Here is a 22,098-nt window from a genome sequence, read left to right as displayed (position 1 = left end):
CCGCAGGGGGGCCCGCAGGCACTGAAAGCTGTGTGCAGCGCGGCCTTTAGTTCTTGGATTTGTTGATGCCACTGCCGCAGGCGGTACGATCACCCATGAAAAAAACTTTCCAGCTCCACATTGAAGGCAAGAACCGCGACCGCGTCCTCGAAGCCATCAAGCATGAAATCCGCAAGTACATCAAGCGCGAGCGCGGCCGCCCCGTGCCCGCCGGGGCGGATTTTTGGGATTTCGACTGCAAGTTCGGCAGCACTGAAGCAACCGCCGAAGTGGCCCACCTTGCTGCCCTGATCGGCCTGATTGACGGCGTGTCCCGCGAAGGCGGTGCGCAGTTTTATGTCGAAATTCTGGCCAAGGGCGGGCATCGCCAGGCCCGTCCTGCCCAAGTGGCCGAAGAAGGCGAGGGCGGCGACACCATCGACGCCAACAACGTCAAAGACGCCGACTGATCACGCTTCTTTCTCACCTGTTGCCGCTTGCGCTGCTGCAGCGGCAGCGCGCAGCTTGTCCTTCTTGCTGGGCCGCTTGCCCTTGATGCCGCCCGTGCCCGCTGCCGTGCCCTCGGGGGCCACCTCGGTGGGCTCGAAACCGGGGATCTGCTCGCGCGGCAGGGTGAGGTGCTGGCGGTTCTCGATCAGGCGCCAATGCGCTTCGGTGTCGGCACTGACAAAGCTCACGGCCATGCCGCTTTCGCCCGCGCGGCCCGTGCGGCCGATGCGGTGCACGTAGTCCACCGCAGAGCGGGGCAAATCGTAGTTCACCACCGCAGGCAGCTGGGCAATGTCGATGCCACGCGCTGCCAGGTCGGTGGTCACCACCACTTGCCAGCGGTCGTCCTTGAACTCTTGCAGCACCTGTTTGCGCGCGCCCTGGCTCAGACCGCCGTGGAACGGTGTGGCAAAGATGCCGGCCTTGTAGAGCTTTTCGGCGACATGTTCGGCCGCATATTGCGTGGCCACGAACACCAGCACGCGGCTCCATTCGTTCTCCTTCACCAGGTGGCGCAGCAACTGCGTGCGGCGGCTGGCGTCTACCGCAATGGCGCGCTGCACGATGCACGGTTCGTTCGCAGGGGTGTCGGCCACGGCCACGCGCACGGGGTCTTTCAGCAACGACTCGGCCAGCGTTTGCACGTCTGCCGGAAAGGTGGCCGAAAAGAACAGGTTCTGGCGCCGCGCTGGCAGCAGCGCCAGGGTGCGCTGCAGTTCCTCGGCAAACCCCAGGTCCAGCAGCCGGTCGGCTTCGTCCAGCACCAGCAGGTTCACGCTGGCAAGCTGCAGCGCGTTGTGGTCCACCAGATCGAGCAGGCGGCCCGGCGTGGCGACCACCACATCGGCACCACCGCGCAAGCCCATCATCTGGGGGTTGATGGAGACGCCGCCAAACACCACGGCCACCTTCACGGGCTGGGGCAGGTGCTGGGCCAGGCTGCGCACCACCTCGCCCACCTGGGCGGCGAGCTCGCGTGTGGGCACCAGAATCAGCGCGCGCACCCGCCGCGGTGTGTGGGTCGCACCGGCTTGCAACTGTTGCAGCAGGGGCAGGGCAAAAGCTGCCGTTTTGCCCGAACCCGTCTGGGCCGATCCCACGACATCGGCGCCGCGCAAAATGGCCGGAATGGCCGCCTCCTGGATGGGTGTGGGGGCGACAAAACCCATGGCCGTGGCGGCCTGGGTGAGTGCGGGAGAAAGACCGAGGGCAGAAAATGGCATGGTGTAAGACAAAAAATTCAGGCCATGCACCCGGCGCCAACGCGCAAAAAGATCATGGCCAGCAAGAAGAACTGCGCGACACATTCAGGGGCCGCAGGCACAGCGGCTGTAGCGCAACATTGTTCACCGCCTGGCAGCCGCTAGAAGGGCCTCCACGCGGTGCAACCCCAAAAAATGCCGACTTGCCGGTGCTTTGAAGGGGCCGGCCGACCACTCGGCGCAGTGCCTGGCGCCGCGCCGCCTGTGGGCGTGCATTGTGCGCCACCCACGGGGGTGGCGATAATCGCTGCCCGTGCGCGCCGCGTGCGGCACTGCCTTTTCGACACCATGAACCTCGCTCTTGATTCATCCACCATCACCCACAGCATCCAGCTGGCCGTGGCCCCGGTGTTCCTGCTGACCGCCGTGGCCGGCATGATTGGCGCGGTGGCCGGGCGCCTGGCGCGCATCATCGACCGCGCCCGTGTGGTAGAAGACCGGGCCCGCCACACTGATGAGGCCGATTTTCTGCAGCGCGCCGTGCTGGAGCTGGGTTACCTGCGCACCCGTGGGCGCATGGCCAATGGCTGCATTGGCCTGCTCACGCTGTGCGGGTTTCTGATTGGGGTGACCATCATCCTGCTGTTTCTGGGAGAGACCACCGACTTTCGCGGCCACACCTTGGCACTGGGAAGCTTTTTGAGTGGTGTGCTCTCGTTCCTGCTGGCCCTGGTGCTCTTTTTTGTGGAGACCGTCATGGCCACGCGCCTGCTCAATTTCCACATGCTGCGCACGCCGGTGCTGGCGCCAGCGCCCGCCCCAAAGCAGTCGTGAGGCCGACACCATGAAATCCTTGCGTGATCTGGCGGGCCTGGGCGGCCTTGTGTATTCCACCGACCATGGCCGCATGTGCCCCGACTGCCGCCAGCCCCAGGCGCAGTGCGTTTGCAAGCGGGCGCCCGTGCCGACAGGCGACGGCATCGTGCGCGTCTCACGCGAAACCAAGGGGCGCGGCGGCAAGGCCGTGACAGTGGTGAAGGGCGTGGTGCTGGATGCCGATGCATTGGCTGGGCTGGGCAAGCAGCTCAAGGCCGCCTGCGGCAGCGGTGGCACGGTCAAGGACGGCATGATCGAGGTGCAGGGCGACCATGTGGAGCGCGTGATGGAGGCGCTGAAAAAGCTCGGCCACCAGGTCAAGCGCGCCGGGGGCTGATGATGGACCCCAGCCAGCTGCAACGCCTCGTCACCGTGTCCATGCCTTTTGGCAAATACAAGGGCCGTGTGCTGGCCGATCTGCCCGGCAACTACCTCAACTGGTTTGCCCGCGAGGGCTTTCCGCGCAGCGACCTGGGGCGTTTGCTGGCGCTCATGCACGAGATCGACCACAACGGCCTTTCGCAGCTGCTCGAACCCCTGCGCTCTGCCGCCGGGCTGCCCCCACGCGCGCAGGACGACTGAGGCACGCCCCGAAGGAGCCTTCGAGGCGGATCGTGCTCAAAACACCGGTCAGCGGGCTCTGGCGGCGCAATTTTGAGTAAAAATGGACTGCAGCCCAATACTGGTAAGCGCAAGCAGCTATTATTTTTGATGGCTCAATGCGCTCAAGTGGGCTTGGTCGGCACCAGCCACTGGCGTGCGGCCACCATCACGCACTGGGTCAGCCGCTCCAGGCCTGCCTGGGCCGAGCGGGCGTGCACCCAATACAGCGGCATGTCCATGCCGGTGCCGGGCAGCAACTCCACCAAGGTGCCGGCGTCGAGCTGGTGCTGGATCAGCGACGTGGGGTGCATGCCCCAGCCCATGCCCACCTCGCAGCCGCGCACAAAGCCGTTGTTGGACGGCAAAAAATGCTTGGGCGGGTTGTGGCGCGAGGCCAGCCCCTGCTGCTGCATCCATTGCTCCTGCAGGCGGTCCTTGCGGTCGAAGGTCATCATGGGGGCGCGGCCAATGGCTTCGGCGCTGACCCCGTCCGCAAAATGCCGCGCCACAAACGCGGGGCTGGACGCGGCCACGTAGCGCACCGACCCCAGCGGCCAGGTATTGCAGCCCGCAATGCTGCCCGCGCTGGCCGTGACGGCGGCCAGCACGTCGCCTTCCTTGATGCGCTGGGCCGTGTGGTCCTGGTCGTCGATACGGATGTCCAGCAGTTCGTTGCCCCCGGCGGTGAAAGCGGCCATGGCGTCCATGAACCAGGTGGACAGCGAATCGGCATTCACCGCCAGCTTCAGCGTGGGGGGCGTGGCATGGCCGTCGGGCATCAGGCCCGGGTTGGTGCGGCGCAGTTCGTTTTCGAGCAGCGCCACCTGCTCCACATGCAGGCACAGCCGCCGCCCGGCGTCGGTGCCGGTGCAGGGGGTGCCGCGCAGCACCAGCACCTGGCCCGTGCGCTCTTCCAGCTGCTTGATGCGCTGCGACACTGCCGAGGGTGTGATGTGCAGTCTGCGGGCCGCCCGCTCGAAGCTGCCTTCCCGCACCACGGCGGCCAGGGCCTGGAGTCCGGTGTAATCCAGCATGAAAAATTGCTAACTTTGGTTCAGGTGAATTAATTTTACTTAATCACGGCCGCTGTCCAGAATCGGTGGCATGTGGACTGCCAATGTTTCTTCTTCGTGGCTTGCCGGGTTTACCGTGTGCCTGTCGCTCATCGTATCGATCGGGGCCCAGAACCTGTATGTGCTGCGCCAGGCCGTGAGTGGCCAGCATGTGCGCGCCTGCGTCGCGTGGTGTGTGGCCAGCGATGCGCTGCTGATTGGCGTTGGCGTGGCCGGCATGGCGCAGTTGCTGGGGCACTCGCCCACGCTGGCCTATTACCTGAGTGTGGGCGGCGCGGTTTTTCTGCTGGCCTATGGCCTTTTTGCCTGGTGGCGCGCCTTCACAGCGCCCGATGCCAGCGTTGGCACCACGCCCGTTGCGGCCCCGCGTGGTTTGCTCAGCGTGATTGGCACCCTGGCGGTGATCACGCTGCTCAATCCCCATGTTTATCTGGACACCGTGGTGCTGGTGGGCTCGATTGGTGCACGCCAGGACGGTGGTCTCAAGTGGGTGTTTGTGATGGGGGCGGCTTCGGCCAGCCTGGTGTGGTTTGCCGCGCTGGCGCTGGCCGGGCGGCGGATGCAGGGGCTGTTTGCCAATCCCCGCGCCTGGCGGGTGCTGGACGCTGTGACCGGCTGCATGATGCTGGCGCTGGCGTGGTGGGTGTGGCAAGGGGTTGCGGGCTGACGCAGGCCACGGCGGCAGACGGGTGCTGTGCCCGCAATGCGGGTCAGCCCCGTTGGCCGGGGGTGAAGGACGCGTTTGTCGGGGATACTTCAGGCGCACCGCCTCCCGGGGGCTTGTTCCTGCAAGGGGGGCATCAGGCGGGCCGCCGCCATTTTTTGCCAGGGAGCCTCGCACCATGAAACAGCCTTTATTTGTTCGCCCCTCCTGGTTGTTGCTGGGCGGCATGTGGCTTGCTGCAGGCGCCCAGGCGGCAGACCCGGCCGGCTCGCCCGCCTCGCCCATGCTGGTGCCGTCAGAGGATGGTGCCTCTATCATTGATTTGCGCGCCCGGCTGGTGTGGCCGCGCTGTGTGGAGGGCATGCAGTGGAACGGCAAGACCTGCACCGGCACCCCGCAGCGGCTGGACCATGCGCAAGCCGTGGCCTTGGCCAATGCCCGCTGGAAGGCCGACGGCATGCGCTGGCGGCTGCCGCGCGTGCCAGAGCTGAAGCGACTGGTGGACAAGACGATCAGCCCGGCGGGGCTTGACCCGGCGCTGTTTCCCGCCGCGCCGCACGACTGGCATTGGTCGGGCACTGCCAATGTCAGCACGGGGTCGGGCAACCAGTACAACTACGGCAACGTCATGAACAGCCGCTCCGGTGGCGGCGACATGGCCTTTCGCCAAGGCTGGGCGGTAAACCTGGAAACCGCAGAGAGCCGCGGCGACGTGGGCAAGGGGACCCGGCTGTTGGTGCGGCTGGTGCGGCCCCATGTTCCGGCGCCAGAACCTGTCGGGGCCGAGCGGTAACCCTATGGCCGAGGCCGCTGGATGCGCGGTCAGGGCGCTGCAGTGCGCGGGGGGAGGGCCGTGCAGCCTGGGCCGACAATCCAGCGTTAAATTTGAATGAAATGCGCTTCTAGCCCATGTAGATAAAGCGCATTGCGCTATTAAATCAGGAGTCTAGTGACCGGCCGCTGACGAGGCGCCTTCGACGTCGGCACCATTGCCAAACACAGGCTGCGTGCCGAAGTATCCGAGAAACAGGTTGCGGGCGATGCCGTGGGCGGTGATCTGCAGGTCGCGCGCCACCTCGGGCGCGAAAAGCCGTTCGGTCTGCTCGCCCCACAGGCGCACCCACACGGCAAAGTGCGCTGGCGTCACACCCTGCAGCGCCATGTGCTTGCCAAATACGTTGCCACGAAAACGCTTGCTGCCCAGTGCCACCGTGCTCCAGAAATCAACCATGCGCGCCAGATGGGGCTCCCACCGGTCACGCAGGGCATTCTCGAACACGGGGCCCAGCAGGGCGTCGGCCCGAACCGCAGCATAAAAGCCGTGCACGAGCTCGGTCAGGCTTTCCACGCTGGGCGTGCGCCACTCGCCGCCATTGCCACTACCGGGCGACGGGCTGGGCGCAGAGGGGCTCAGCTGCATCCGCAGCCCGATGTGCCACCGCAGCCACCGCGTGCCGCAGGTGCGGCCTGCTGGGCGGCTTCGAACTGTGGGAACAGCACGTTGTTTTCGAGGTGGATGTGGTTGATCAGGTCGTCGCCAAACTGGGCAATGCCCGCGTACAGGGCGCGCCAGGTGTTGCAGGCGCCGGCAGGTGGCGTGGCGTCATGGGTCAGGGCGTTCAGCTGCTCAAGCGCTGCGCCATGGTCCACGTGTTCGGCCCGCATCATGCCGATGGGCTGGTTCACGAACGGGTTGCCGCCCGACTTGAGCATGGGGAACAAAATGGCTTCTTCCTTTTGCATGTGCGACAGCAGTTCTTGCTGAATTTCTTCCAGCAGGTTACCCAGACCGGCAGGCACATCAGGGTTGGCGCGGTGCACGGCTTCTACGCGGTGTGCCATGCGAATCAATTCGGGCAACTGCACGCGATGCACGTCGTGGTAGCGCGCGAGGATGTGGTCCACCAGTGCGCCGGGCTCGCTCACACCAGGAAGGGCGCTGGGGCGCTGCAGGGCAGCCAGCTCGGACAGCACGGCATTCACGTCCAGGCCTTTCTCAGCAGCGGCGGTTGCCAGAGGGACCTGGCCGCCGCAGCAAAAATCCAGTTTCAGACGGCGGAAGACGGCGGTAGCGCCGGGCAATTGGACTGCAATCTGGCCGATTTGCTGATCGGCACTCAGGGCGGCGGCGGCGGTTTCCAGGCGGGCGTTCATGGGGTGTTCCTATAAAGATACATTTGATATGAATATTTTATGACATAAAATTCATGCCAACTATTCCTTTTAATTGACCTGCGGCAATCCAATGCGTCTGACCCAATGGACCGACTACACGCTGCGCGTGCTGATGTATTGCGCGGCCACTGAAGGGCGTTTGCAGCCCGTCACCATCAGCGAGGTGGCAGAAAGCTATGACATTTCGCGCAGCCACCTGACCAAGATCGTGCAGGAGCTGTCAGCCCAGGGTCTGCTCGAAACCACGCGCGGACGGGGGGGCGGCATGCGCCTGATGAAGCCTGCAAACGACATCAACATCGGTGCCGTGGTGCGTGCCACCGAAACCGATTTCAACCTGGTCGAGTGCTTTGACCCCGAGCACAACCAATGCCGACTGAGCAGCCATTGCTATCTCAAGGGGGTGCTTGGTCAGGCCATGCGGGCCTTCTTTGCCGTACTGGACAAGGTGACGCTGGCCGATCTGCTCGCCGATCCCCAGAGCGTGGTGGCGATGCCCACATCGCGCCGCCTGGCCGCTAAGCCCCTTGTGCCGGGGCTACCGGACAAGGTGGCGTAACGCCTCAAAAGAAGCGTCGGGCAAGCGCTTCAGGGCCGCAGCACTTCCAGAAGTCGGTCCAGCCCGCCTTGGTTGATCGCAATGTTGGCCTGCGCCCGCACGGCGGGCTTGGCGTGGTAGGCCACTGACAGGCCGGCTGCACCCATCATGGGCAGGTCGTTGGCGCCATCGCCCACGGCAATCGCCCGCGAGGGATCGATGCCCATCAGCGAAGCCATCTCCAGCAAGGTACGGCGCTTTTCCGCGCCGTCGCAGATGTCACCCCAGGGCTGGTCCACCATGCGGCCGGTCAGCAGGCCGTCTTCAACTTCCAGCCGGTTCGAGCGCGCAAAATCAATACCCAGGCTGGCCTTCACACGGTCAGCAAAAAATGTGAAGCCACCCGAAACCAGCAAGGTGGTCAGGCCAGCGGCCTTGGCGGCGGTGATGAGTTCCTTGGCACCGGGGTTGAAGCGCAGGCGTTCAGCGAACACCTGTTCCATGTGACCCACGGTGACCCCTTTGAGCAGGGCCACGCGCTGGCGCAGGCTTTCCTTGTAGTCGGTGATGAGGCCCTGCATGGCGGCCTCGGTGATGGCTGCCACTTCGGCCTTGCGGCCGGCGGCATCGGCAATTTCGTCTACACACTCAATGTTGATGAGGGTGGAGTCCATGTCAAAGGCAATGAGTTGGTAGCTCGACAGGGACAGCGGAGGCTCAATGCCCTGGACGACGAGGCCGGGGGCGAATTCGGTGGCGTGGGTCATGGAAAACTGCGGAGCGTTGCGGATACGAAAGCCGCAATGTTAGCCCGCCTGCCTGGGCTCCACGCCTGAGGGGCCACCGTTCGTCAGCGGGAGCCTGGTGGCCGAGGGGCTTGTCCCGATGTGCTGTTGCTTGCGCTTTCATCCATCTTGCCCAGAAACAGGCGAATGAAGAAAACCATCATGCCCAGCATGAAAAAAATGCCGATGATGCTCATCAGGCCGTAATCGGTGGAAAAAAGATCGGTCAGCAATTTCATGAAACCCTCCTGTTTGAATGGGTTTACTACTATTGCGCCGCAGGCTGTCCAGCGCGTTGATTTACGTCAATTGCTGGTGCAACGGTTGCCCGCCGCCTACCTCGAATGCCCAAGATAGAGCGGATCGGACCAGGTGGCCAGCCATTGCGGTTTGAAGGCCACAAAGACGGCCGTGAGCATGCCCGTGACAAACGCATCACCCCAGGCCATCAGCCAGCGCGCCACGAGTGAGAGCTCGTCGCCCACGCCAGGCAACAGATGACCATTCCATTGCGACAGGGCGCCTGAGGCAAAGAGGCACAGCACCGTGCCCAGAAAGGCGCGGCCCAGCACATAGACGAAGAGCTTCGTGCCGATGAAATGCCGCACCAGCGCCCCCACCATCAGCGCCAGGGTCGCGGGGATTACGCCTTGCCAGGCGATAGCTCCCAGCGATTCGGGCCAGCCCATGGCCGGAGAGATCAGGCAGGCGATCACCCCCACCACCACCAGCACGGGAATGGCCAGGGGCCAGCCCAGCATCAGCACCACCATGCACGCACCCGACCACTGCAGTTGCAGCGGCATGGCATGCAGCGTGGGCAGCGCCCACATCCATGGCAACACCACCAGCGTAGCCAGCAAGGGTGTGAGCAGGGGTGACAGCTCCTGGTCGGGCCCGTTGGCCGCCTTGCGACTGCCAAGCAGGCGCCAGGGGCGCAACCCAAGCGCCACCAGCAGGGCGATGACTGTCAGCGCAGCTTCCAGCACCATGGCTCAGGCGGCGACAGGCTGTGCCAGCGGCTGCCCCAGGCTGCGCAAGATGTCGCGCACCATCTGCGCGCGGTCTTTGGGGTCTTTCAGCTCGCGCTCAATGCGCAGCTTTTCGTTGCCGGCCAGCTTGATGTGCTTGTTCTTCTGGATCAACTCAATGATGCGCATGGGGTCGACGGGCGGCTGGGGCTTGAAGGTGATGGTGATGACGCCGGGCGCAGCATCCACCTTCACCACGCCATAGGGCTGGCTCAGCACGCGCAGGCGGTGCACATCGATGAGCGTTTGTGCCTGCGGCGGCAACTTGCCAAAGCGATCCACGATTTCTTCGAGCAGACCGTCGATCTGGTCGGGTGTCTTGGCGGTGGCGAGCTTTTTGTAGAACGACAGGCGCAGGTGCACGTCGCCGCAGTAGTCGTCGGGCAAAAGGGCCGGGGCGTGCAGATTGATGTCGGTGGTGACGGACAGGGGCGAGAGCAGGTCGGGCTCCTTGCCCGCCTTGAGGCAGCGCACGGCCTGGGAGAGCATCTCGTTGTAGAGCTGAAAGCCCACCTCCAGCATGTTGCCGCTCTGGTTCTCGCCCAGCACTTCGCCCGCGCCACGGATCTCCAAATCGTGCATGGCCAGATAAAAGCCGCTGCCCAGTTCCTCCATGGCCTGGATCGCATCAAGCCGCTGCTGTGCCTGCTTGGTCAGGCCTTCGACGTCGGGCACCATCAGGTACGCATACGCCTGGTGGTGGCTGCGTCCCACACGGCCGCGCAGCTGGTGCAGCTGCGCCAGGCCAAACTTGTCGGCGCGGCTCATGATGATGGTGTTGGCCGTAGGCACGTCGATGCCGGTCTCGATAATGGTCGAGCACAGCAGGATGTTGTAGCGCTGGGCCACAAAGTCGCGCATCACGCGTTCGAGTTCGCGCTCGGGCATTTGTCCGTGGGCCACGGCGATGCGCGCCTCGGGCAATATCTCTTCGAGCTTCTGGCGGCGGTTCTCAATCGTCTCGACCTCGTTGTGCAGAAAGTAGCACTGGCCGCCGCGCTTCAATTCGCGCAGCACGGCTTCGCGGATCACGCCCGTGCCTTCGCTGCGCACAAAGGTCTTGATGGCCAGGCGCCGCTGCGGCGCGGTGGCGATGACCGACAGGTCGCGCAGGCCTTCGAGCGCCATGCCCAGCGTGCGCGGGATGGGCGTGGCCGTGAGGGTAAGCACGTCCACTTCGGCGCGAAACTGCTTCATCGCCTCCTTGTGGCGCACACCGAATCGGTGCTCCTCGTCGATGATCAAGAGGCCCAGGTTGTGGAACTTGGTCGATTCGCTGAGCAGCTTGTGCGTGCCCACCACGATGTCTACCGTGCCATCGCCAATGCCCTTGATGGCGGCGGTGATCTCCTTGCCCGAGCGAAAGCGCGAGACCTCGGCCACCTTCACCGGCCATTTGCTGAAGCGGTCTACCAGCGTCTGGTAGTGCTGCTCGGCCAGCAGCGTGGTGGGCGCCAGAAACGCCACCTGCTTGCCGCCCGTGACGGCCACAAAGGCGGCACGCAGGGCGACCTCGGTCTTGCCAAAGCCCACGTCTCCGCAGACCAGGCGGTCCATGGGGCGGGGGCTGATCATGTCCTGGATCACTGCGTGGATGGCTGCGTTCTGGTCAGCGGTTTCTTCAAAGCCGAAGTCGTTGGCAAAAGTCTCGTAATCCTGCGCGCTGTAGCGGAAGGCGTGGCCCTCGCGCGCAGCGCGGCGGGCATAGATGTTGAGCAACTCGGCCGCGCTGTCGCGCACCTGCTCGGCGGCCTTGCGTTTGGCTTTTTCCCACTGGCCGCTGCCCAGCTTGTGCAGCGGGGCTTCGTCGGCGCTCACGCCGGTGTAGCGGCTGATTAGCTGCAGCTGGCTCACGGGCACATACAGCACGGCCTTGTCGGCGTATTCCAGGTGCAAAAACTCCTGCATGGCGGGCGTGCCGTCGGGGTTCTTGTTGCCCACGTCCATGTTGACGAGGCCGCGGTAGCGACCGATGCCGTGGGCGCTGTGCACCACGGGGTCGCCCACGTTCAACTCGGCCAGATCTTTGATCAGCGCCTCGACGTCGCTCACCTGTTCCTGCTTCTTGCGCCGGCGCGTGGTGGGGCCTGCGGCGAACAGCTCGGTCTCGGTCACGAAGTCGATGCCGTCCTCGATCCAGCTGAAGCCCGCGTTCAGGGCTGCCGTGGCGATACCCACCTTTTCGGTGGCGTCGCCCTGGAACTCGGCCAGCGAATCGAACGCAGGAGGGTTTACCCCGCTGGCGCGCAAGAAGTCGAGCAAACTCTCTCGCCGGCCATCGCTTTCAGCCAGCAGTAGCACGCGGTGTTGCGTGTTGCGGATGTGTGCGTGCAGGCGGGCCAGCGGGTCCTCGGCTCCGCGCACCACAGACAGGTCACCCAGCTTCTGAAAGTGCGGGTTGTCATCCACATCCTGCACACCTGGGCGCAGCGACAGTTGCGCGTGCAGGTTGGCGCGCGTGTAGAACTGGTCCACGGACAGGAACAGCGACTCGGGCGGCAGCGCGGGGCGCTCAGGGTCGCCCTGGATCAGGCGAAAACGGTCTTTCGTGTCCTGCCAGAAGCGCTGGAAGGCCGGTTCCAGGTCGCCATGCAGTACCACCGTGGCTTCGCCTCCCAGGTAGTCGAACACCGTGGCCGTGTCGTCAAAGAACAGTGGCAGGTAGTACTCGATACCGGCCGTGGCCACGCCCGCGCCCATGTCCTTGTAGATGCGGCTCTTGGTCGGGTCGCCCTCCAGCATTTCGCGCCAGCGGCTGCGGAACTTGGCGCGCGCCTCGTCGTCCATGGGGAACTCGCGGCCTGGCAAGAGGCGCACCTCGGGCACGGGGTACAGGCTGCGTTGGCTGTCGGGGTCGAAGGTGCGGATGGAGTCGATTTCGTCGTCGAACAGGTCCACGCGGAAGGGCACCAGCGAGCCCATGGGGAACAAATCAATCAGCCCGCCGCGCACGGCGTACTCGCCCGGGCTCACCACCTGCGATACATGGCTATAGCCCGCCAGCGTGAGCTGGGCCTTGAACTTCGCCTCGTCGAGCTTTTGCTTGACCTTGAAGTGGAAGGTGTAGCCCGCCAGGAAGGACGGTGGAGCCAGCAGGTACAGCGCCGTGGTGGCGGGCACCAGCACCACGTCGGCTTCGCCCTGGCTGATGCGCCACAGCGTGGCCAGCCGCTCGCTGATCAAATCCTGGTGCGGCGAGAAGGTGTCGTAGGGCAGGGTTTCCCAGTCGGGAAACAGCGCGCAGCGCAGGGCGGGCGCAAAAAAAGCCATCTCGTCGATGAGGCGCTGCGCATCGGTGGCGTCGGCCGTGACGATGGCGGTGGTGCGGCCACCGGCCTTGTCGCGCTCGGCCAGGCGGGCCAGCAGCAGCGAATCTGCGCTGCCCAGGGGGCGGGGCAGGGTGAAACGTTTTCCGGGGGAGAGTTTGGGCAGTTCCATGCGGACGGTGTCGTCTGGGCCCGCCGCATCCCCTGGGGCGCAAAACGCGCACGGGCTGGATGGGTGGGCAGCGGGAGATTTTAGAATGAGCGACACATGACTGCTCCGCTCCTGCACCCACCGCTCGCTCCCTTGTCCACCCAGGGGCGTTTTTGGGCGCTGGTGCCGTGTGCGGGCATGGGCTTGCGTGCCGTGCCTCCTGCTGCCACGCCAGCCGCGGCATCTGCCGACACGGCCCTGCCCAAGCAATACCATCTGGTGGCAGGGCACCCCATGGTGATGCACACCCTGGCAGCGTTTGCCGGGGTGAGCCGCTTGCTGGGCACGCTGGTGGCGGTGGCGCCGGGCGATCATTTTCTGGACGCCTACGCCCACCCTGCCTTTTTCACGGTGGAATGCGGTGGCCCCACGCGCGCAGATACCGTGCTGGGTGGCTTGCGGGCCCTTGAGGAGCGCGGGGCACAGCCCGACGACTGGGTACTGGTGCACGACGCAGCGCGCTGTCTGGTGACGTCCGCACAGATCGATACGCTGATGGATACCTGCCAGCACGATGGTGTGGGCGGTTTGCTGGCCCACAAGCTGGCCGACACGCTCAAAACATCGATTGACGGGCCCGGCGGCGTGCGCGTGGCGTCCACTGTGGACCGCAGCGATAAATGGCTGGCCCAGACCCCCCAGATGTTCCGCATGGGCCCGCTCAAAGCGGCCATCGAGCATGTGGGTTCGGGTGCCACCGACGAAGCCAGCGCCATGGAGGCGATGGGCCTGCACCCGCGGCTGGTGCCCGGTGGGGCACAAAACTTCAAGGTGACCTATCCGGACGACTTTGCCCTGGCGGCCGCCGTGTTGGCGCAGCGCGCGCATGGCGCCACGCTCGATCGTTTTGGTGGCGCGCGCGGGCAGGTGGCCCCAGCGGTTGGCAAAAAGACCATTTTTTGAACCCCGCGTGGGTGAAGGTGACTCGATGAATTTCAGGATTGGCGAAGGCTGGGATGTGCACGCGCTGGTGCCCGGGCGCCGGCTGGTGATTGGCGGGGTGGAGATTGCCCATTCCATGGGCCTGCTGGGCCATTCGGATGCAGACGTGTTGTTGCATGCGATCACCGACGCCTTGCTGGGGGCTGCTGCGCTGGGCGACATCGGTAGCCATTTTCCGGATACCGACGTGGCATTTCGCGGAGCGGACTCGGGTGTGCTGCTGGCAGAGGCGGCGCGCCGGGTGCGCGCGGCGGGCTACGACATCGGCAACATCGACAGCACCGTGGTTGCGCAAGCGCCGCGCCTTGCCGCCCATATTCCTGCCATGCGCGTGTGCATTGCGGCCGCCGCGGGGGTGGGGCAAGCGCAAGTGAACGTCAAGGCCAAGACCGCCGAGCGCCTGGGCCCGGTAGGTCAGGGGCTGGCCATGGAAGCGCGCGCCGTGGTGTTGCTGTTCAAGGCCTGACCCTGTCGGCATGGGCTGCGGGCCAGGCAATGTGCGCCATTGCATTGCCCTGTCCTTGCAATCATGGCTTGTCGGCACAGGCGATGAAGGCCCCGTGCCGCTGGCTGGCGTTGCAGAGCAGTCAGTCCGCGTGGTCCTCAGCCCGGCGGCGCGGGAGTTGCCGCTTGATGGCAGGGCGCTGCAGGCGTTGCTTGGGGTCTTCCCCCTCGGGTAGGTTGGGGGCCCGCTGCAGCTGGATATGCGCCACCAGCCCGCCGCTGGTGGAATTGGCCAGCGCAAAAATGCCACCCATGCGTTGCACCGTCTTGTCCACGATCGACAGGCCCAGCCCGGCGCCAGCGGCTGCGGTGCGCGCCGAGTCGCCGCGAAAGAAGGGCTTGGTCAGGTTGGATAACTGCTCGGGTGGCACGCCGGTGCCATGGTCGCGCACCTTGATCAATACCCAGTTTTCGCGGCCCTTGGCGGCAATGTCCACGTGGGTGACGGCGGTGTCCACCGTCTTGCCATAGCGGCGTGCGTTCTCCAGCAGGTTGGAAATCACGCGCGCCAGTTCCACCTCGTCCGCCAACACGTTGAGGTCTTCCGGGATCTCCATGGTGATCTGCAGCTCGCGGTGGTCCTGCACCGCGTAAACGCAGGACGACACTACGCCGTGCAGGTTGACGGGGGTGAGCGTGACGTGGTCGGGGCGTGCGTAATCAAGAAACTTGTCGATGGTGGCGTCAAGCTGCACGATGTCGGCCACCATGTGCTCGCGTGCGATTTCATCCACCACGCTCATTTCGGTTTCGAGCCGCAGGCGCGCCAGCGGCGTGCGCAGGTCGTGCGAAATGCCGGCCAGCATGACGGCGCGGTCCTGCTCCAGCTTGGCAAGCTTTTGTGCCATGCGGTTGAAGCCGATGTTCACTTCGCGGATTTCACTGGTCACCGCTTCTTCGTCGAGGCGGCTGGCGGCGAAATCACCATCGCGCACGCGGTTGGCGGCATACGAAAGCTGCTTGAGAGGCCGGTTGATCAGCCGGGCAATGGCAGCAGCGCCGGCCAGCGAAAGGGCGCCTGCCGTGATGAGCCAGATCAGCCAGGTGCGGCCGCCGGCGGGGCTGAAGCGCGAGCGGTCCATCAGCAACCAGTTGGGGTCGCCATTGATGTTGAAACCAACCCACAGGCCATTTTCTCCGTTCACGTTCTGGGCCACGATGGTGTCAGGGCCCAGGCGCTGGGTGAGCTCGTGGGTCAGGCGGTTACCCAGTGCAGTGCTGTCGAGCAACGTGAATTTGTCGCCCGGCTCGCGCGGCAGGATGCGCACCCCTTCCTGGTCGGCCATGGTTTTGATGAGCGACACGCGCGCGATGGCATCCGCGTGCACCAGCGCTGCACGGCTGAGGTTGACCAGCGACGCAATCTGCTGGGCCGTGTGCAACGTGCGCGGCTCAAACTCCAGGGCGCGCAGCGTCTGCAGCCAGGCAAGGATGCTGCCCACCAGCAGCAGCGCCAGCAGGAAAAAGGTGCGCCAGAACAGGTTCAGCCCCACGCGCGCACGCTGCTCGCGCGCGCGGCGCAGGGACTCCAGGGGGGCGGGACTGGTGGCGTCGGACGGTGCGGTCACCGGCTGTCGGGGTGCCGGCCGGCCTTCGGATTTGCGCATGAAATGGTCAGTTCGTTCCGTCCGGTACGAAAACATAGCCTACGCCCCACACCGTCTGGATGTAGCGTGGTGCGGCGGCGTCCACTTCTACCAGCTTGCGCAGGCGCGACACCTGCACATCCAGGCTTCGGTCGAAGGGCTCGAACTCGCGGCCGCGCGCCAGCAGGGCGAGCTTTTCGCGCGACAGGGGTTGGCGCGGGTGTCGCACCAGGGCCTTGAGCATGGCGAATTCGCCCGTGGTCAGCGGCAGCTCTTCGCCATTGCGCTGCAGCGCGCGCGTGCCCAGGTCAAACGTGAAGGGGCCGAAGGTGACCACTTCGTTGTCGCCCGAGGGGGCGCCGGGCGCCTCTTGCGCAGGGCGGCGGCGCAGCACGGCATGCACGCGCGCCAGCAGTTCGCGGGGGTTGAAGGGCTTGCCCAGATAGTCATCGGCGCCCACTTCCAGGCCCACGATGCGGTCCACGTCTTCGCCCTTGGCGGTGAGCATGATGATGGGCGTGCGGTCGTTGGCGGCACGCAGGCGGCGGCAAATGGACAGACCGTCTTCGCCGGGCATCATCAGGTCAAGCACGATGAGGTCCACCGTTTCGCGCAGCAGCAGGCGGTTGAGCGCCTTGCCGTCTTCGGCGACCATGACTTCAAAGCCTTCCTGGGTCAGGTAGCGGCGCAGCAGATCGCGGATGCGTGCATCGTCATCCACCACCAGAATCTTGTCGGTACGGTTGGTTGTTGTAGCCATGGTGATTGCAGGTCCAATTTGTAACAGAGCCAATTCTGACCAGCTTCAGCCCGGAAGTTCGGGTTTCTGCCCGGTGTTTGACCAACTGTTACAAGTTTTGCCCCGGTGTGCAGGCCGCTCACGCACGGTTCATGAAGGCCGGCATCTGCAGCGGTTACTGTCGAAGCCTGTGCAGCACCGGTGTGGTGCAGTGCGTTGATCGCAAGGACTTTTTGACATGAAAAATGCTATTCGTTTGATAGCTGCCAGCGCTTTTATGGTGTGCGCTGGGGCTGCTTTTTCTCAAAATTCCCAAACCGCTGAACCACGCAATGTGATGCAACTCTCAGCCTCTGGAACGGTAGAGGTGCAGCAGGATTTGCTGGTGCTGGCGCTGTCCACGAGCAAAGAGGGCGCAGACGCGGCTTCCACGCAGGCACAGCTCAAGCAGGCGCTGGATGCTGCACTGGCGGAGGCCAAGCGCAATGCGCAGCCTGGGCAAATGGACGTGCGTACGGGCCCCTTCGGGCTGTACCCGCGCTACGGCAAGGACGGCAAGATCAATGGCTGGCAGGGCCGGGCCGAGCTGGTGCTGGAGGGCCGAGACTTTGCCCGCATCACAGCCACGGCAGGAAAAATCCAGACAATGGCCATCAGCCAGGTGGGGTTTGCCTTGTCACGCGAGGCCCGCGCCAAGGTGGAGGGCGAGGCCCAGACCCTGGCCATCGAACAGTTCAAGGCGCGCGCCGCCGATTTGAGTCGCGGGTTTGGCTTTGCCAACTACAGCCTGCGCGAGGTGTCTGTGAACAGCAACGAGATGTCTCCCGGCCCCCGCCCGCGCGCAATGGCCATGGAGGCCAAATCGGCAGCGTATTCGGACGCGCCGGTGCCGGTGGAAGCGGGCAAGGCGCAGGTGGTTGTCAACGTCTCGGGCTCGGTGCAGATGCGCTGACGCTGGCCGAAAGATGGGCCAGGGGTGTATTTAACGTTAAAATGGCCTCTAGCCCTTATGGGGTAAGCGCTAAAAGCTATTGAAATGATAGCGTCTGTGGCGGGCATGGCGGCAGGCTGTGGCTGCCTGTTAATGCTGCGCCGCCGACTTCTGCCCGCCGCTGCCCCTTTGATCTGGTGGCCCGCTTACTGGGCTGTCCAGCCGCCGTCCATGTTCCACGCCACGCCACGCACGTTGTTGGCGGCCGGAGAGCAAAAGAACACCGCCAGCTCACCCAGCTCTTCGGGCGTGGTGAATTGCATGGAAGGCTCTTTTTCGCCCAGCAGCAGGCGCTTGGCTTCTTCGTTGGTGATGCCGCGCTCTGCCGCCTTGGCATCCACCTGTTTTTGCACCAGCGGCGTCAGCACCCAGCCGGGGCAAATGGCGTTGCAAGTGACGCCAGAGGCCGCATTTTCGAGCGCCGTCACCTTGGTCAGGCCCACGATGCCGTGCTTGGCCGCCACGTAGGCCGATTTTTGCGCCGAGCCCACCAGCCCGTGCACCGAGGCCACGTTGATGATGCGCCCCCAGTTGGCCGCCTGCATGGCGGGCAGGGCCAGCCGCGAGGTGTGGAAGGCGCTTGTAAGGTTGATGGCGATGATCGCGTCCCAGCGCTCCACCGGAAAATCTTCGATGCTCGCCACGTGCTGGATGCCGGCGTTGTTCACGAGGATGTCCACACGACCGAACTGCGATGCAGCGGACTTCATCATGTCCTCGATATCGGCTGCGCGGCTCATGTCGGCGCCGTGGTAGGCCACCTGGACACCTGCCGACTGACCGGCGGCCAGCACCTCGGCGCGTGGGCCGTCCACATCGCCAAAACCATTGAGCACGATGTTGGCGCCCTGGCGGGCGAGGGCCTTGGCGATGCCCAGACCAATGCCACTGGTGGAGCCGGTAACGAGTGCGGTTTTGCCTTTGAGCATGGGAGTCTCTCCGAATGAATTACGATGCAACGCAGCAATTATCGAACGCTGTTGCCGGATCCTGCACCCATGATTGAACCTACGCTGAACTACGTACTGTGCCCGGGCGCTGCCTCTGCGGCGGGCCCCTTTTCCGGCGCGCTGGCCAGCCCTCCCGCGCAGCATCGCATGGCGTACTGGGAGTGGAACGGCACGGGCAACCCGGACCATCCGCACGTGGTGCTGTGTGTGCATGGTCTAACGCGGCAGGGGCGGGATTTCGATACCCTGGCGCGTGCGCTCAGCCGCCATGCCCGGGTCATCTGCCCGGACGTGGTTGGTCGGGGTCAAAGCGACTGGCTGGCCGACCCCGCTGGCTACCAGGTACCCCAATACGCGGCCGACATGCTGGCTTTGCTGGGTCAGTTGCAGCAGCAGGCCCCTGTGCAGAAGCTGGACTGGGTGGGCACCAGCATGGGCGGGCTGATCGGCATGGCCCTGTGTGGCCAGCCCGGGCTGGGCGTGGCCGATGAGCCCGCTGAATCGGCCGGCGGTTCTGCCAAGGCCGTGGGAAGCCTGTGGCCGCTGGGCGTGCCGGTGCGCCGGCTGGTGCTCAACGACGTCGGCCCCGCCATCGAATGGCTCGCCTTGCAACGTATCGGCCAGTATCTGGGAGCGCCGGTTCGGTTTGATTCGCTGCAGCAGGCCGCCGATGCCATGTGGATCATGTCGTCCAGCTTTGGTCCGCACACCGCCCAGCAGTGGCTGGAGCTGTCGCGGCACATGGTGCGTACCTTGCCGGATGGTGGCCTGGCCATGCACTACGACCCGGCCATCGCGCAGGCCTTCAAGGCCATGACGCCCGAGGTTTCTGCCGCAAGTGCAATGCAGCTGTGGCAGCTGTACGACCGCATCCACGCGCGCACACTGCTGCTGCGGGGCGCGCAGTCTGACCTGCTTTCGCCAGAGACCGCCCAGGCCATGGTGCACCGTGGGCCGATGGCAAAGCTGGTCGAGTTTGAAGGTGTGGGGCATGCCCCTACCTTGATGGCGCAAGACCAGGTGCAGGTTGTTTCAGAGTTTTTGCTGGCCCCCGAAGCAACGGTGGCCGCATGAAAACGTACCCGCCGGCCGCCGCTGCGCAGGCACCTGCGGCTGACACCCTGCCGCAACTCCTCGCCGCAACGGCCCACACACTGCCAGAGCAGGTCAATGCCCTGGCGCGCGCTCGCGCCTTTGCCGAGCCCCTTATGGCGGGCGAGATGCTCGATTCCGGTGAAAACACGCTGGCCCATGCCGACGCCGTGGCCGCCATCCTCAAAGCCATTGGCGGATCGGACGCCATGCAGGCGGCTGGCTACCTGGTGTATGCCTGCGGACACCTGAACAAACCCCGTGAGGTGATCGCCAAGGCCTTTGGCGACAACTTTGCGGCCCTGGCGGTGGAAACCACCAATCTGATGCGTGTGCAGCGGCAGGCGCGTGGTGCGCAGCAGGTGGACGACCCGGCGGTGCAGACCGAAAACGTGCGCAAGATGCTGCTGGCGTTCTCGCGCGACCTGCGCGTGGTCATGCTGCGCCTGGCCTCGCGCCTGCAAACGCTGCGCTTTCATGCCGCCAGCAAAACCCCGGTGTCGCCCAGCCTGGCGCGCGAATCGCTGCAGGTGTTTGCACCATTGGCCAACCGGCTGGGCATCTGGCAGGTGAAATGGGAGCTGGAGGATCTGTCGTTTCGCTTCCTGGAGCCCGAGACCTACAAAGAGGTTGCGCACCTGCTCGACGAAAAGCGCGGCGAGCGCGAGGTCTACATGGAGCAGCTGCGCGCCCGGCTGGAGTCCGACCTGCGCGCGCGCAGCATCAGCGCCAGCGTGCAGGGGCGGCCCAAGCATATCTATAGCATCGTCAAAAAAATGCGCGGCAAGTCGCTCAATTTTGACCAGGTGCTCGACATCCGGGCCTTGCGCGTGGTGGTGCCATCGGTCAAGGACTGCTATGCGGCCCTGAGCTGGGTACACGAGCAGTTCACACCCGTCGTGGAAGAGTTCGATGACTACATCGCACGCCCCAAGCCCAATGGTTATCAGTCGCTGCACACCATCGTGCGCGACGCTGCTGGCAAGCCCATCGAAATCCAGATCCGCACCCAGGCCATGCACGACCATGCCGAGCATGGCGTGGCCGCGCACTGGGCCTATAAAGAGGCGGGCAGCAAAGGATATGCGGGCGTGTCGGCCACCGGCGATTACGACGCCAAGATCGCGGTGTTGCGCCAGTTGCTGGCGTGGGAGCGCGACCTGGTCGGCACAGCGCAAAACCGGGGTCTTTTTGACGATCGTATCTACGTGCTGACCCCCGATGCGGCCGTGGTGGAGTTGCCCCAGGGCGCCACACCGGTCGATTTTGCCTACGCGGTGCACACCAGCTTGGGCCATCGCTGCCGGGGTGCCCGGGTGGATGGCGCCATGGTGCCCCTTAATACCCCGCTGCAAAACGGCCAGACCGTGGAAATCTCCACCGTCAAGGAAGGCCGCCCCTCGCGCGACTGGCTCAATGCCGAACTGGGCTACCTCACCAGCAACCGGGCCAAGGCCAAGGTGCGTGCCTGGTTCAATGCCCAGGCCACCAATGAAACGGTGGCGCGCGGGCGCGAGGCGGTTGAAAAACTGCTGCAGCGCGAAGGCAAGACGGCCATGAAACTGGACGATCTGGCGGTGCAGCTGGGGTTCAAGTCGGCCGATGCACTGTTCGAGGTGGTGGGCAAGGACGAGTTTTCACTGCGCAGCATTGAAACCCTTTTTCGACCGCCAGAGCCCGTGCTGCAGCACGACGATTACCTGCTGCTGAAGAAGACCCGCACCAACGACTCAGCGCCCAAAGGCGGCGTGCTGGTGGTGGGCATCGACTCGCTCATGACGCAACTGGCCAAGTGTTGCAAGCCTGCGCCACCCGACGATATCCGTGGCTTTGTCACCCGGGGCAAGGGCGTGAGCGTGCACCGCGCAGACTGCAGCAATTTCCGCGAGATGGCAACGCGCAATGCCGAACGGGTGATCGAAGTCGAATGGGGCGCTCACAAACCGTCGGCGGGTGCTGCGGTGTACCCGGTGGACGTTGCGGTGGAGGCGGCCGATCGCCAGGGCTTGTTGCGCGATATCTCGGAAGTTTTTGCCCGCGAGAAGACCAATGTCATTGGTGTGCAGACCCAGTCGGTCAAGGGCACCGCCTGGATGACTTTCACCGTGGAGGTTGCCGATTCAGGTCGCCTTAACAAGGTGCTGGGCATTGTGGGCGGCGTTGCCGGAGTGCGCTCTGCACGGCGGCGCTGAGCTGCGTGCGCCGTATCCGCGAAAGTTGAAGAGGGCTCTTCACCAAGATTTGTTGAAGCGTCAGCCAAACAGCCTGATTTTTATGGCTATAATTGAAATCTAAACAACGACAGGCGCGTAGCTCAGCTGGTTAGAGCACCACCTTGACATGGTGGGGGTCGTTGGTTCGAGTCCAATCGCGCCTACCAA

23 protein-coding genes and 1 tRNA gene are annotated in these 22,098 nt (G+C 64.6%); 13 read left to right on the top strand and 11 right to left on the bottom strand.

Translation table 11 applies throughout. From position 1 onward, the window contains the following. Window positions 1-95: 95 nt before the first annotated feature. Entirely contained in the window at window positions 96-449 is a 354-nt protein-coding gene (locus K226_RS0113905) for a DUF6172 family protein (protein WP_024815397.1), read from the top strand. Here K226_RS0113905 and K226_RS0113900 read toward each other — a convergent pair whose 3' ends face one another. After that, window positions 450-1,712 (bottom strand): DEAD/DEAH box helicase, encoded by a 1,263-nt coding sequence (locus tag K226_RS0113900; RefSeq protein ID WP_024815396.1) that lies wholly within the window; start codon window positions 1,710-1,712, stop codon window positions 450-452. Between the two features lie 327 nt (window positions 1,713-2,039). Here K226_RS0113900 and K226_RS0113895 point away from each other — a divergent pair, with 327 nt between their 5' ends. Genes K226_RS0113895 through K226_RS0113885 form a run of 3 tightly spaced genes read left to right on the top strand, consistent with a single transcriptional unit; the run spans window position 2,040 to window position 3,149 of the window. After that, window positions 2,040-2,525: a DUF2721 domain-containing protein gene (locus K226_RS0113895; protein WP_024815395.1), complete on the top strand. Its 486-nt coding sequence runs from the start codon at window positions 2,040-2,042 to the stop codon at window positions 2,523-2,525. A gap of 10 nt (window positions 2,526-2,535) precedes the next feature. Then, entirely contained in the window at window positions 2,536-2,904 is a 369-nt protein-coding gene (locus K226_RS0113890) for a translation initiation factor Sui1 (RefSeq protein WP_202899889.1), read from the top strand. Between the two features lie 2 nt (window positions 2,905-2,906). After that, window positions 2,907-3,149 carry a DUF3820 family protein gene (locus K226_RS0113885; RefSeq protein ID WP_024815393.1) on the top strand — a complete coding sequence of 81 codons (243 nt, stop codon included), beginning with the start codon at window positions 2,907-2,909 and terminating at the stop codon, window positions 3,147-3,149. 143 nt (window positions 3,150-3,292) lie between these two features. Here the strand turns inward: K226_RS0113885 and K226_RS0113880 are convergent, their stop codons facing one another. Next, a complete protein-coding gene (locus K226_RS0113880; protein ID WP_024815392.1) occupies window positions 3,293-4,204 on the bottom strand; it encodes an HTH-type transcriptional regulator ArgP in 912 nt (303 codons plus the stop codon). 70 nt (window positions 4,205-4,274) lie between these two features. On the opposite strand from K226_RS0113880, the gene K226_RS0113875 reads away from it, so the two are divergent. Beyond that, complete coding sequence (locus K226_RS0113875; protein ID WP_024815391.1) at window positions 4,275-4,910, top strand: LysE/ArgO family amino acid transporter; 636 nt, start codon at window positions 4,275-4,277, stop codon at window positions 4,908-4,910. A 175-nt stretch (window positions 4,911-5,085) separates the two neighbouring features. After that, window positions 5,086-5,700 (top strand): DUF1566 domain-containing protein, encoded by a 615-nt coding sequence (locus tag K226_RS0113870; protein WP_024815390.1) that lies wholly within the window; start codon window positions 5,086-5,088, stop codon window positions 5,698-5,700. A 153-nt stretch (window positions 5,701-5,853) separates the two neighbouring features. Here K226_RS0113870 and K226_RS0113865 read toward each other — a convergent pair whose 3' ends face one another. Both K226_RS0113865 and ytfE read right to left on the bottom strand, forming a co-directional pair. Continuing rightward, on the bottom strand, window positions 5,854-6,327 hold the full coding sequence (locus tag K226_RS0113865; RefSeq protein WP_024815389.1) for a group III truncated hemoglobin: 474 nt from the start codon (window positions 6,325-6,327) through the stop codon (window positions 5,854-5,856). Further along, window positions 6,318-7,061: an iron-sulfur cluster repair protein YtfE gene (ytfE, locus tag K226_RS0113860; protein ID WP_024815388.1), complete on the bottom strand. Its 744-nt coding sequence runs from the start codon at window positions 7,059-7,061 to the stop codon at window positions 6,318-6,320. Before ytfE ends, K226_RS0113865 begins: the two co-directional genes overlap by 10 nt. A 91-nt stretch (window positions 7,062-7,152) precedes the next feature. Here ytfE and K226_RS0113855 point away from each other — a divergent pair, with 91 nt between their 5' ends. Beyond that, entirely contained in the window at window positions 7,153-7,641 is a 489-nt protein-coding gene (locus K226_RS0113855) for an Rrf2 family transcriptional regulator (RefSeq protein WP_024815387.1), read from the top strand. A 29-nt stretch (window positions 7,642-7,670) separates the two neighbouring features. On the opposite strand, the gene serB is transcribed toward K226_RS0113855, so the two are convergent. From serB to mfd, 4 genes are all read right to left on the bottom strand, one after another. Beyond that, window positions 7,671-8,387, bottom strand: a complete 717-nt coding sequence (gene serB / locus K226_RS0113850; protein ID WP_024815386.1) for a phosphoserine phosphatase SerB — start codon at window positions 8,385-8,387, stop codon at window positions 7,671-7,673. A gap of 83 nt (window positions 8,388-8,470) precedes the next feature. After that, window positions 8,471-8,644, bottom strand: a complete 174-nt coding sequence (locus K226_RS19560) for a DUF3149 domain-containing protein (protein ID WP_081739383.1) — start codon at window positions 8,642-8,644, stop codon at window positions 8,471-8,473. 96 nt (window positions 8,645-8,740) lie between these two features. After that, window positions 8,741-9,397 (bottom strand): hypothetical protein, encoded by a 657-nt coding sequence (locus K226_RS0113840; RefSeq protein ID WP_024815385.1) that lies wholly within the window; start codon window positions 9,395-9,397, stop codon window positions 8,741-8,743. Between the two features lie 3 nt (window positions 9,398-9,400). Continuing rightward, complete coding sequence (gene mfd / locus K226_RS0113835; RefSeq protein WP_024815384.1) at window positions 9,401-12,874, bottom strand: transcription-repair coupling factor; 3,474 nt, start codon at window positions 12,872-12,874, stop codon at window positions 9,401-9,403. A gap of 96 nt (window positions 12,875-12,970) precedes the next feature. Between mfd and K226_RS0113830 the strand changes: the two genes are divergently transcribed. Both K226_RS0113830 and ispF read left to right on the top strand, forming a co-directional pair. After that, entirely contained in the window at window positions 12,971-13,816 is an 846-nt protein-coding gene (locus K226_RS0113830) for a 2-C-methyl-D-erythritol 4-phosphate cytidylyltransferase (RefSeq protein WP_024815383.1), read from the top strand. Window positions 13,817-13,841: 25 nt separating this feature from the next. Next, the gene (ispF, locus tag K226_RS0113825; protein ID WP_024815382.1) at window positions 13,842-14,321 is read left to right on the top strand and encodes a 2-C-methyl-D-erythritol 2,4-cyclodiphosphate synthase; all 480 of its coding nucleotides are present in this window, start codon (window positions 13,842-13,844) and stop codon (window positions 14,319-14,321) included. Between the two features lie 121 nt (window positions 14,322-14,442). Here ispF and K226_RS0113820 read toward each other — a convergent pair whose 3' ends face one another. After that, window positions 14,443-15,966, bottom strand: a complete 1,524-nt coding sequence (locus K226_RS0113820) for a sensor histidine kinase (protein WP_024815381.1) — start codon at window positions 15,964-15,966, stop codon at window positions 14,443-14,445. 7 nt (window positions 15,967-15,973) lie between these two features. Beyond that, on the bottom strand, window positions 15,974-16,705 hold the full coding sequence (gene ompR, locus K226_RS0113815) for a two-component system response regulator OmpR (RefSeq protein WP_024815380.1): 732 nt from the start codon (window positions 16,703-16,705) through the stop codon (window positions 15,974-15,976). 217 nt (window positions 16,706-16,922) lie between these two features. Here ompR and K226_RS0113810 point away from each other — a divergent pair, with 217 nt between their 5' ends. Beyond that, window positions 16,923-17,636 carry an SIMPL domain-containing protein gene (locus K226_RS0113810; protein ID WP_024815379.1) on the top strand — a complete coding sequence of 238 codons (714 nt, stop codon included), beginning with the start codon at window positions 16,923-16,925 and terminating at the stop codon, window positions 17,634-17,636. A 185-nt stretch (window positions 17,637-17,821) separates the two neighbouring features. Here K226_RS0113810 and K226_RS0113805 read toward each other — a convergent pair whose 3' ends face one another. Then, a complete protein-coding gene (locus K226_RS0113805; RefSeq protein ID WP_024815378.1) occupies window positions 17,822-18,604 on the bottom strand; it encodes a 3-hydroxybutyrate dehydrogenase in 783 nt (260 codons plus the stop codon). A 69-nt stretch (window positions 18,605-18,673) separates the two neighbouring features. On the opposite strand from K226_RS0113805, the gene K226_RS0113800 reads away from it, so the two are divergent. The 3 genes from K226_RS0113800 (at window position 18,674) to K226_RS0113790 (ending at window position 22,097) form a co-directional block, all read left to right on the top strand. Then, complete coding sequence (locus K226_RS0113800) at window positions 18,674-19,699, top strand: alpha/beta fold hydrolase (RefSeq protein ID WP_024815377.1); 1,026 nt, start codon at window positions 18,674-18,676, stop codon at window positions 19,697-19,699. Continuing rightward, a complete protein-coding gene (locus K226_RS0113795; protein WP_024815376.1) occupies window positions 19,696-21,909 on the top strand; it encodes a bifunctional (p)ppGpp synthetase/guanosine-3',5'-bis(diphosphate) 3'-pyrophosphohydrolase in 2,214 nt (737 codons plus the stop codon). Before K226_RS0113800 ends, K226_RS0113795 begins: the two co-directional genes overlap by 4 nt. Before the next feature lie 111 nt (window positions 21,910-22,020). Then, window positions 22,021-22,097, top strand: a tRNA-Val gene (locus tag K226_RS0113790). Window position 22,098: the final 1 nt, after the last annotated feature.

The sequence above is a fragment of the Acidovorax sp. JHL-3 genome (assembly GCF_000526295.1).
In the GTDB taxonomy this organism is placed as follows: domain Bacteria; phylum Pseudomonadota; class Gammaproteobacteria; order Burkholderiales; family Burkholderiaceae_C; genus Acidovorax; species Acidovorax defluvii.
Note: the sequence above shows the minus strand (reverse complement) of the source record. Positions and strands in the feature narration are given on the sequence as shown.